The sequence below is a fragment of the Austwickia chelonae NBRC 105200 genome, from assembly GCF_000298175.1.
Classification (GTDB): domain Bacteria; phylum Actinomycetota; class Actinomycetes; order Actinomycetales; family Dermatophilaceae; genus Austwickia; species Austwickia chelonae.
This window is the reverse complement of record NZ_BAGZ01000009.1, coordinates 178,534-189,067: the sequence shown is the minus strand read 5'-3', so window position 1 is coordinate 189,067 and position 10,534 is coordinate 178,534. Positions and strand designations below refer to the sequence as shown.

Sequence of the window (10,534 nt, the reverse complement as noted above, 5' to 3'; positions counted from 1 at the left end):
CATCGCCGTCGACTGGGCGGCCGGTTGGGCGGGTTGCAGGTACGAGGGCAGTGCCGTGTGACGGGAGGGCTGCGGGGACGACGTCGGTCGAGGTGCGGATGTCGGCAGGGGAGTGACCGGGGAGGACTGCGGGGTTTCGAGGGGCGCGGCAGGCTTGGCCGGAGCCGGAGCCGGAGCCGGAGCCGGAGCCGGAGCCGGAGCCGGAGCCGGAGCCGGGTCGGGGCGGGAGGGTTCCGGGGCGTGCCGGGGTGTCGTCTCGCTCGGCCGGGTCTCGGCAGGGGCCGGTGTGCTTTCCGGGGCGACCGGTGCCGGTTGTTCCACTGGCGGCGACTTCACCGGCGCGGGCGTTTCGGCGGGGATATTTCGTTCTTCGACGGGGGGAGCCGGGGCGACTGCAGCGGCCGGCGCCGCCGCCTGGGGTTTCCGGCAGGCAGGTGCGCGGGTCAGGTCGGCGGTGCTGTCCGCGGTTTCCAGGGAGTGCAGGGAGACGTACTTCTGCTTGCGGGTGTAGGCCGCATTGCGTCCGGCGGGTCGGTGCCGGATGGGGTGGTCCAGGCGTCGGTGGGCGCGTTCGCCGGGTCTGGTCAGCAGGAAGACCTGGTAGTTGCCGCCGCGCCAGCCTTTGTCGCGGGAGGCGCGGATGAGCTGGCCGATGCGTTTCTCGTCGCGGTCCTCGGAGTCGAGCAGGTGTGCGGCGTGGCTGTCGGTCCAGGTGACATTGTCCTTGCGGTACCTGATCCGGGGGATGTCGGCTTTGATCTCTCGGCCGGTGTAGAACGCGATGCGGTCGACCGGGCCGAACCATCGGCCGGCCTGGCAGACGTAGGCGTGTTCCTGTTCGTACAGTGTCCAGGCGTCGCGGGCTTCGACCACCACTGTGTCCAGGGGGGCTTCGGGGCAGTCGGCGTAGAGCTGTCCGGTCCGGTCGACTTCGGCGATCCAGGCGGCGATCTCCGGTCCGAGGTAGGAGGCGAGTTCGTGGACCCGCTGCATCTCGAAGGGGATGTCTAGATTCAGGATGGGCTCTTGGTGGGTGAGGCAGTTGCGGAACTTGCGTACGGCGTCGAGCTTCTGGGCTACCTGTTTGCGTGTGCCGTCCGATCCGGGAAATGCATGTCTGAGTGAAGACCGCCACAGTTCTTCATATTTCGTGTTGAGCAAGCTCGTCCAGAATCGGAATGGTAAACCGGACAACAGCTGGTGACGGTCCTCTTTTCCGACTCTTCGCAGTCGGGCCCGGGTCTGTTCGATCCGCCGGTAGGCGTCGTCGTCCATGGGTGGTCCGGACAGGAACCAGGGGATTCCGCGCAGGTCGTCGCGGTAGTGAGTGCTGAGGGCCTGGTCAAGGGCGTGTCGCAGGGCTGCCTCGGTGAGGCAGATCGTCTCGAATGCGGCAGAAGAGACTCGTGTCGCCCACTCGTACAGCCGGAGTGCGCGCTCCGGGTCGTTTTCTGTCCATTCGAGAAAGGGTGCGAACCTTGCGGGTGATATTGCCATCCCGATGGAATCTGCGGTGTAGCCCTGATCCATATGCGGATGTTAGCGTGACTGCCGAACGCCCCGGAGCCGCCTCTGAATCACATGCGCCCGGGGCTTTTATCTTTTCCCTGGTGAGAGCCGGAGACCGATTGTGGTTGCTTCTGATTGGTCTAGGACATCTGTACAGGACGCCCAGAACGGCCGTGACAGCCGCTGTGCCGACCGTTGACGTATTGACCCTGGACTGACATCGGATACCGCGCCTACGGTGTTCTCATCGGCGGGTGCCGAGGCGTGTGGGAGCGGTGTCGGGGGCGGTGCCGGCCTTTTTCGGAGGGGTGGGATCGGCATGTCCAAGGTCAAGTGTTCGGCGTCCCGGGTCCGACGGCGGTGGTTGTTCTCGGTGGTTGCGGTCTGCTGTGTGATGTCGACGGGGGTGTCTGCATCGGCTTCCGGGGATGTCGTCCGGGCCGACGACGGGATGCAGGTGTTGCCTCGAGGCGGTGCTGTCCGTTACCGGGCGGTTCCTCTTCCGGAGTTGGCCTCTGCACCGCGTGGCACGTACGGGATCGATCTCACCGACGACAGCGAACTGTTGGCCGCTATCAGCTGGTCAGGGTCGATCCACGATCTTCGAGCTGGCTATCTGGTCGGGGCGCAGACCGGTACGAAGGTGCTCGCGTCGCCTCCGTCCTGGAACACAGGTGTCCGGGTCGCGGCAATGAACGAACGTAAGAAGGTCGTCGGGGTCGCTTCTCAGGAATACAAACCGTATTCGGCTGCTGTCCGTTGGGAGACGCCCACTTCCCCGGCCGTGGACATCGGGCTGTACCCGTCCGGAGTGAGTGTGAAGGCGTTGAATGCGGCCGGGGACACCTTGGTGACCAATCGGAGCTTTTCCTATGAGATCGTCATCAACACCACCGTCATCGACGGCCCGAACGCTCGGAAGCTCACGCCGGCCGACCCGAGTTGGCAACAGCTCGAAGGAACTGACCTCGCCGACGACGGCACCGCCGTCGGTCTGGTCGTGAATTACGACTATTTCAACCACCGCAGTTTTGTCCACCTCTTCATCGCGCCCGGCAACTCAGCGGTGGCTCAGGAACTCGAGTTGCCCAGCTCCGCATATGCCGTGGCGACGGCCCAGGTGCAGACGACACCTGACGGCGCGCGTATCGTCGGGCAGATCGACGACCAGATGGTCGTATGGGACGCCATGCTCCGGGGCAAGAATGTGGGTAAAGTCCCCGGGTTCGTGTTGAAGGACGTGGCACCTTCCGGGGCGGTCCTCGCCATGTCTCAGCAGGTACCGGTTCTCATCCGGAACCAGCGGATTCATCCGATCGAGGTGTGGGGTGTGCCGGCCGGGGCGAAACTGATCGACGTGACCCGGATCAACCGGACGACCCAGATCTCCGGGACGATCGCCCTCCCCGACGGGCGCGAGCGCGCCGTCTTGTTGACGCCGATTCGTTGATGGAAAAGGGGGTGCCGAGATGTTTGGTCGTCTTTTCCTCCAGCGTACGACGGTCGTCGCGTGCGCTGTGATCCTTTGCTCCGGAGCGGTGCCGGTTTCCTCCGCAGGTGCCGCAGACGCCCCGGCGGCGCCACCGGGAACGATGCGGGCTGCCTCTTGGGCGACGGATTACCGCATCGATGTCCTGCCCACACTGGCCTCGGTGAAGGGGTCGACCTTCGCCGCAGGTGTCGCCGATGACGGTTCGGTGCTCGTCGGTGTGAAACCCGACTACTCGACCGTCGAGACGGCAAGAGAAGGGCTGCTGGACGACGGCAGTGGGGCCTATGTGGCGGGGGTCGCCGGTGCGAGAGCCTTGTCCTTGCCGACGTGTATGGACGGTGCGCCTAGGAATCTGACGCCGATCGCTTTCGGGGCCGGGGGGACAGCAGCTGCCGAGTTGATCTGCCTGTCTGGTCTCGGATCGAGAAGTCGCTATCAGTTGGCGCGTTGGCCTTCGGTGACGAGCCCGGCCGAGGAGATCGGCGATGCCAGCGTCATGAGCGGCAGTGTCCAGGTGGTCGCGGTCAACGCCGCCGGCAGCGTTCTGGCCCAGATCAGCATCTACGGCGGGGCTTTCCAGGGTCGCACCTATGTCGTCGGCCCTCACTTCCGACATATCGGAGGCCGCGAGTCCACGGAAAGCATCTGGGGGGAGTCCCTTGCCGATGACGGGACAGTGGTCGGTCACCTCATGCGCTGGGACGAACAAGGCCCGTCCTACCTGCCTGTCGTCTCGGAGAAGATCACAGAAGCGGTGACTGCGCTGCCGGTGCCCGCCGGTGATTCACTCAGGGAGCGGAAAGGGAACTTTCTGATCTCGCCGGATGGCGGCATGATCCTGAGAAATGGTGAAAAGCAGCTGACCGTGTGGGGTCGCGATCGGAAACCGAGACCACTGGCCGGTACGGAAGGTTTCTCCGCGCTGGACATCAATTCCGCGAACGAGGTTCTCGGCACCGTCGAGGGGCGTCTGGCGATCTGGCAGGCGGGGATCGTCCGACAGATCGATGTCAAAGGTATACCCGCCGATGTCGTCCGTCTGCAGGCCCGCGAGTTCAACAATCATGGTCAGATCGCGGCGACCCTGACGATGGCTGATGGCACCACCAAGGCCGTCCTGTTGACCCCGTCCTGGATGTAGCGGTCCGTCGGACGGGGCCGAGGGTCGGGCGCCTCGTGACGTGGCGCCCGACCCTCGGCAGAGGGGAACGGTGGGCGGTCAGGCGCCGACGTTCTTCTTCAACCGGTCGAGTTCGGCCTGCAGCTCGGTGGGCAGGGCGTCGCCGAACTTGGCGTACCACTCCTCGATCATCGGGACTTCCTGACGCCAGCCTTCTTCGTCGTAGGCCACGGCGGTGGCGACCTGTTCCGGGGTCAGCGACAGCCCGGTGCAGTCGAGTTCCTCGGGTTTGGGCATGAGCCCGACCGGGGTCTCGACGCCTTCGGCGCGGCCTTCGAGACGGTCGACGACCCACTTGAGGACGCGGATGTTGTCGCCGAATCCGGGCCACACGAATTTGCCGTCGTCGTCCTTGCGGAACCAGTTGACCTGGAAGACGGCGGGCATCTTGTCGCCGCCCTTGCGGCCCATCTCGATCCAGTGGTGCACGTAGTCGCCGGCGTTGTAGCCGATGAAGGGCAGCATCGCCATCGGGTCGCGGCGGACCACGCCCACCGCACCTGCCGCTGCGGCGGTGGTCTCCGAGGAGAGCACCGACCCGATGAAGGTGCCGTGGTTCCAGTCGCGGGACTGGTAGACCAGCGGGACGGTGGTGGCGCGGCGTCCGCCGAAGAGGATCGCGTCGATCGGCACCCCGTTGGGTTCGTCGTACTCGTCGGCGATCATCGGGCACTGTTTCGCGGGGGTGGTGAACCGCGAGTTCGGGTGCGAGGACTTCTCCGGGCTGTCAGGCGTCCAGTCGCGGCCCTTCCAGTCGGTGAGGTGGGCGGGTTTGTCGTCGGTCATGCCTTCCCACCAGATGTCGCCGTCGTCGGTGCGGGCGACATTGGTGAACACGGAGTGGCCTTGTTCGATGGTCTTCATCGCGTTGGCGTTCGTGCCGTAGCCGGTGCCGGGTGCGACGCCGAACAGGCCGTATTCGGGGTTGACGGCGTAGAGGCGGCCGTCCTTGCCGAAGCGCATCCAGGCGATGTCGTCGCCGACCATCTCGGCTTTCCAGCCGGGGATGGTGGGTTCGAGCATGGCGAGGTTGGTCTTTCCGCAGGCGCTGGGGAAAGCACCGGCGATGTAGTACGTCTTACCTTCCGGGCTGGTCAGTTTGAGGATCAGCATGTGTTCGGCCATCCAGCCCTCGTCGTGGGCGATGGCGGAGGCGATACGCAGGGCGTAACACTTCTTCCCGAGCAGAGCGTTACCGCCGTAGCCGGAACCGTAGGACCAGACTTCGCGGGTCTCCGGGAAGTGGGAGATGTATTTCGTGTCGCTGCACGGCCAGGGCACGTCCTGCTCGCCGGGTGCGAGCGGCGCACCGACCGAGTGCAGGCATTTCACGTATTCGGCGTCGGTCTGTTCCATCTGGGCGAGGACAGCGGCGCCGATGCGGGCCATGATCCGCATGTTGACCACGACATAGGCCGAGTCGGTGATTTCCACACCGTATTTCGGTTCGTCGGCTTCCAGGTGGCCCATCACGAAGGGGATGACGTACATGGTGCGTCCGCGCATGCAGCCGCGGTACAGCTCCGTCATCTTCTCTTTCATCTCGGCGGGCGCCATCCAGTTGTTGGTGAACCCGGCGTCCGCTTCCTTCTCCGAGCAGATGAAGGTGCGGTCTTCGACGCGGGCCACGTCGCTGGGGTTCGAGGCGCACCAGAAGGAGTGTTTCTTCTTGGATTCGTCGAGTCTGACGAAGGTGCCGGCGTCGACGAGTTCCTGGGAAAGGCGCTCGTTCTCCTCGACCGAACCGTTGATCCAGACGACGCTGTCGGGCTGCGTCAGCGCCGCGATCTCACGAACCCAGGCCGCGAGGCCGGGGTGGGTGGTGTCTCCCTGCGTGGAAAGCGTGGTGGTGTCGGTCATTGCGTCCGGCCGTCCCTTCGTGTGGTGGTCTCGCATGGGCAGGTCCTACTCGCTGTCCCCAACGTGTCGAAGGGGCTGACGACCACCTGACGGCGTCCTCGCCACCGCGACCCCGAAAACGCGCGGGGCTCTAAGGGACACGCTACAAGCGAACAGAAGTTGACGGGGGATAGGGGGGTACCTGGATGAGGAATGCCTCACATGTGTCCAACGTCCGGAGCAGGCGCTGCGACCGACATGTGCGAAACCTGGTCCGGCGGGGTGGCGCGGTGGGGCGGTCCGGTGGGATCCGGCTCGGTGCGGGGCCCTGTCGGGCCGGCCGTCCGGCTCTAAGCTGACGGACCATGCGCTTGTGGAGTGTGTCCCCGGATCAGCTTGACCGCGCCGCCCTGGTCGCCGGGTGGCGGGAGGGTCTCCTCGCCCAGAAAGTTCTGCTCGGCCGGACGAAGGGTTACCGGTCGCACCCTCAGTTGCATCGTTTCCGGGCCTTGGACGACCCTGTCGCCGGGATCGCGACCTGGCTGCACGGGCTGGCCGATGCCGCGGACGCCCGCAACTACCGGTTCGACCGGACCAGGGTGGTCCTCCCGGCCGCGCCGACTCTGCGGATGGAGGTCTCCGACGGTCAGCTCGCCTTCGAATGGGCGCACCTGTCGGCGAAGGTCATGGCACGCGACCCTCAGTGGGCGGCCGGTCTGGCCGGCGCCGAGGCCCGGGCCCATCCGATGTTCGACGTGGTGCCCGGGCCGATCGCCGAGTGGGAGCGGCCCGGGTGAGTCACTTCTGAGTCATTTCAGGCAGGGACGTTCGACCTCGATGGGGCCGAGGGGTTTCTTCGGCTCCTGTGGGGTGAGTTTGTCCGCCGGGCCGAGTCCCTTCCATTTCATGCCGATCAGCAGGTCGATCGAGGTTCCGGGCTTGCCTGCCTCCAGTTGGAGGGTCGAGCCGGGGACGGCTTCCTGGAGGAGTTTCGCCGCCGTCTCCGCATCGGGTCCGTAGCGGATCGCCGCGATCTCGGTGATCCAGGAGCGTTGCGGGTCGAGCCCGACCTTGCCCTGGCGGAAACCGAAACCGACCAGTCCTTCGGCGGTCTGGGAGGCCAGGCCTTCGAAATAGGTGGTGTTGTAGACGTTGACGACGACGTCGGTGCGGCGCACCAGCGGCCCGTCGTGCGGCGCGAGCCCTTTGAAGTCCGGGCCGATGACCAGGTCGACGGTGGTGCCCTCTCGGAAGTCCTTGATGAGTTTCGCGTCGGGCATCAACAGTTTGCGGGTGACCAGGGCCTGGTCGAAGCCTTGCGGGCCGAAGCGGATCTCTCCGACGCCGCTGACCTTCCCGGCACGTTCGATGATGTTGTCATTGCCGACTTCCCCGGTCTGGAAGTCACGCAAGGGCAGCTCCTTGGACACCGCGGTGGCCACGCCGCCGGCGTCGCTGGCGTTGACGACATTGGTCACGAAGGAATTCTGGATCGGACCTTGGACCTTCGTCGGTTGGCAGCTCGGCTTCTCGGGGAAGGAGCTGCTGATCGCGTATGACGTTCCCCAGATACCTAGACCGACGATGATGCCGGGGGTCAGCACGAAGGCAATGATCCCTGCGATACGTCGCTTCTCCGGGTCGCTCAAGACCTCCCGCAGTTCCAAGACCACCTCCTGGGTCATCGGTCGCCTGAAATCTGGTCAACAGCGACTTTTTCAGGTGTGACCAGCGGAAGCGAGCCGTACGCGCGGTCGATACTCGATTGTTGCCGCAGCGTAGCCTTGCTGTGTTCGAGTGGACACTGTCTCATGCGGACGGGTCGGTTCGCACAAGGGGATGCGCTTCTTGTTTCCACCCCTGGGGGAGCTGTCGGAGGCCGGTGCGGAACGTTATTTCACACAGGGGATCCCGCCTCCGGAGAGCGCGGTCAGGGTGGTGGCCGAGGTGTCCTCGTCCTTCGCTCCGGTGCCGACCGTCGACGGCGGCAGCGGGGTCGCCGACGACGGGGCCGGGGCCGTGGGCGTCGTCCTGGCGGAGCCTGTCCCGCCCAGGGCCGGTGGCATCCGGAAGTTCGTGCCGAGGGTGACCCGGAGGGTTCCGGGGCGGAGTTCGGTGGATTCCAGGGGCGTCGCGTCCGGGCCGAGCACGGTGATGAGTTCGGCGGCTGCTCCGGCTTCGCCCGGGGCGTGTTGGACGAAGGTGCCTACTTGGATGGCGGGTGCATTGCCGACACCGCCTCGGGGGTATCCGGCTGCGGCCAGGGCTTCGGACAGTGTGCTCGCTGCGCCGGAGACGCCGGAGGCGTTGACCACGGAGACGGCTGGTCTGGGTGTCGGGGTGGTGGAGGACGTGGCCGGGGCGTTCTTGCCGGCGGAGAGCAGTTCTGCGACGGTCGCTTGGATCCGGGGCACGTCGACCCGGTTCGCGGAGCTGCCGTACTTGTCGGTGAAGAATTCCACGACGGGCAGCGTGTAGAAGGTGACTTTTCCGTCGGTGAGCTGTTTGGCCTGTCGGGCGAGGTCGAGGGGGCTGAGGCCTTCGCTGACGGCGATGTTCTTCTTCGCCACGTCGATGAGGCCGTCGAGCCGGGACGGGTTGACGAAGGTGTCTTTCTGTTTGAGTTGGTGGGCGAGGGAGGCCATGAAGGCTTGTTGGCGGCGTTCCCGGTCGAGGTCGGAGAAGGCGGTGTCGCCGAGGGCGTCGCGCCGTTGCCGGACGAAGGACATCGCTTGTTCGGCGCTGATCTGTTGTTTTCCGGCTTTGAAGTCGGCGCCGGAGTAGTTGTCCTTGGTGTCCTGTTTCAGGCAGACGGTGACGGGTTGGACGACCTGCGCGATCTCGTAGAAGGCGACCATGGTGACTTCGATGAAGTGGTCGACGACGACGCTTTTGCCCAGGAAGGCTTCGACGGTGCGGATCGATTGTGCTCGGCCTGCGTCTCGCGCCTGCCGGTGTTTTTCTTCGTCGCTGATCCCGGAGATCTTCTGCAGTTCTTCCTGCCGGGCTTGGAAGGCTACGTCGTAGGATTCTTTGATTTTTCCGTCGCATTTGTTGCGGGGGCATCCGGGGAAGTCGACGAAGTCGTCTCGGGGGATCTGGATGACGGTGGCGGGGCGTCCTCCTCCGGGGAGGTGCAGCAGCATCAACACATTGGTGTTCATGCCGCCGATGGTGCTGTTGCCGGTGTGCATGGCGTCGTAGATGTCTTTGGGGAGGGGTTTGCCGCGCAGGTCGAGTCGGCTGTCGAGCCCCATGAGGAGGATGTTGACGTCTCCGGTGGGTTCGCGGACGGCTCCACCGTGGGCGTCTTTTACCGCGTCGGAGCGGTTCAGCCCTCGGTCGAGGTTCACGTATTCGACGCCGATGTAGCCCAGGAGGACGAGGACGACGACCATGACGGCGGCGGCGATCCAGGTGAAGATCCGGAGGATCTGTTTCTTGCGTTGCCTGCGGTAGCGCTCGCCCCGGCTGGGTGGTGGCGGGGTGCCGGGGCCTGATGGTTGGGGCCGTTCGGCGTGGGGTGTCGATGCCGGGTGAGTGGGTTCTCGGCTGGGTCGTGCTTGGTTTCCGTCTGCCTGTCGACGTGAGGTGTCCTCTGCCGCGTCCACGGTCCCTCCTGTGGGGGAGGGCAGGGGCCGGGGCGTTTTCATCACCCAGGACCTGCCGACTGTTTGCCTGTTTCGTTCTAAGTGTCGGCTTTGTGTGGCGGCTTGGGGTGTAATGAATCGCCCAGGCGGAGAGCGCGCCTGGATGTAGATGAGGGGTTGCTGTCGGGAGTTCTGGGTTCTGGCGTGGCGCTTGAGGTCAGCCTGCGTGTGCTTTGCGTGGGCGGGCGCGGGTGGCGAGCCAGGCGCGGAGGCGTTCTTCGTCGTACAGGGGTGTGTGGGGGTTCGGCCAGGTGTTGCGGGGGCTTTCCAGCTCGACGCCGTCTTTGCGGGCGTAGATCACGAGTCCTCGGAAGACGGCCGTCTTCACGCCGGTCAGTTCTGCCGCTTCTGTGGTGGTGAGTGACGCCACGAGGCCTCTTCTGCTCGGGGTGGCCGGGTGGGAGCGGGGGTTGTGGGGCTCGCCGCCCGGTGCGGGCGCCTGCCTTTGTAGCACGGCTGCGGAGGGCGGGTCGGGCCGCCATGTGGCGGAGGCTCGTGATGGCATGGCGGATGTGCTTGATTAGCAAGTTTTTTGGGGTGCCGGGGTGAAGCTTGCGGAGTGGACAAAGTGTCCAGAACGGGCGCCCTGGTCAGGCGATACCGCGCCGAGAGCATCACCGAAGGAAAGGTCCGGGCTAGCGGCGCACGACTTCTAAGATCGCGGCGACAATTCCTGCCAGGATCCCGCCTTGGACTATGTCACGTTTCTTGTTACGGGGATCTTCGGATATCAAACCGATATATTGGCAAAAACGCATCAGCCGGCCATAGGATTCCTGAACCATCTCCACTCCTTGCTTCCGTGGACTCGTTGGCGTCAGTGTCTCAGTTTCCTGGCCCAGGGAATGATGGTTTTGGGTGCCG

General features: G+C 65.2%; 9 protein-coding genes. 3 read left to right on the top strand and 6 right to left on the bottom strand.

What is annotated here, in order from left to right; genetic code table 11:
• A partial coding sequence (locus AUCHE_RS17780) for a hypothetical protein (protein ID WP_006503288.1) occupies window positions 1-1,530 on the bottom strand: 1,530 nt, incomplete at its 3' end.
• Window positions 1,531-1,828: 298 nt separating this feature from the next.
• Between AUCHE_RS17780 and AUCHE_RS10530 the strand changes: the two genes are divergently transcribed.
• Together AUCHE_RS10530 and AUCHE_RS10525 are read left to right on the top strand one after the other, a co-directional pair.
• Complete coding sequence (locus AUCHE_RS10530) at window positions 1,829-2,959, top strand: hypothetical protein (protein WP_006503287.1); 1,131 nt, start codon at window positions 1,829-1,831, stop codon at window positions 2,957-2,959.
• 88 nt (window positions 2,960-3,047) lie between these two features.
• The gene (locus tag AUCHE_RS10525; RefSeq protein ID WP_162137248.1) at window positions 3,048-4,142 is read left to right on the top strand and encodes a hypothetical protein; all 1,095 of its coding nucleotides are present in this window, start codon (window positions 3,048-3,050) and stop codon (window positions 4,140-4,142) included.
• A 78-nt stretch (window positions 4,143-4,220) separates the two neighbouring features.
• Here the strand turns inward: AUCHE_RS10525 and AUCHE_RS10520 are convergent, their stop codons facing one another.
• A complete protein-coding gene (locus tag AUCHE_RS10520) occupies window positions 4,221-6,041 on the bottom strand; it encodes a phosphoenolpyruvate carboxykinase (GTP) (RefSeq protein WP_040322240.1) in 1,821 nt (606 codons plus the stop codon).
• Window positions 6,042-6,385: 344 nt separating this feature from the next.
• On the opposite strand from AUCHE_RS10520, the gene AUCHE_RS10515 reads away from it, so the two are divergent.
• Window positions 6,386-6,817 (top strand): pyrimidine dimer DNA glycosylase/endonuclease V, encoded by a 432-nt coding sequence (locus tag AUCHE_RS10515; protein ID WP_006503284.1) that lies wholly within the window; start codon window positions 6,386-6,388, stop codon window positions 6,815-6,817.
• 12 nt (window positions 6,818-6,829) lie between these two features.
• Here the strand turns inward: AUCHE_RS10515 and AUCHE_RS15735 are convergent, their stop codons facing one another.
• The 4 genes from AUCHE_RS15735 to AUCHE_RS16980 all read right to left on the bottom strand — a co-directional run bounded on the left by AUCHE_RS15735 (window position 6,830) and on the right by AUCHE_RS16980 (window position 10,455).
• Complete coding sequence (locus tag AUCHE_RS15735) at window positions 6,830-7,705, bottom strand: LytR C-terminal domain-containing protein (protein WP_052024881.1); 876 nt, start codon at window positions 7,703-7,705, stop codon at window positions 6,830-6,832.
• A gap of 207 nt (window positions 7,706-7,912) precedes the next feature.
• Window positions 7,913-9,631: an LCP family protein gene (locus AUCHE_RS10500; RefSeq protein ID WP_006503282.1), complete on the bottom strand. Its 1,719-nt coding sequence runs from the start codon at window positions 9,629-9,631 to the stop codon at window positions 7,913-7,915.
• 196 nt (window positions 9,632-9,827) lie between these two features.
• Window positions 9,828-10,040 (bottom strand): hypothetical protein, encoded by a 213-nt coding sequence (locus AUCHE_RS10495; RefSeq protein WP_006503281.1) that lies wholly within the window; start codon window positions 10,038-10,040, stop codon window positions 9,828-9,830.
• 265 nt (window positions 10,041-10,305) lie between these two features.
• Complete coding sequence (locus tag AUCHE_RS16980) at window positions 10,306-10,455, bottom strand: hypothetical protein (protein WP_162137247.1); 150 nt, start codon at window positions 10,453-10,455, stop codon at window positions 10,306-10,308.
• Window positions 10,456-10,534: the final 79 nt, after the last annotated feature.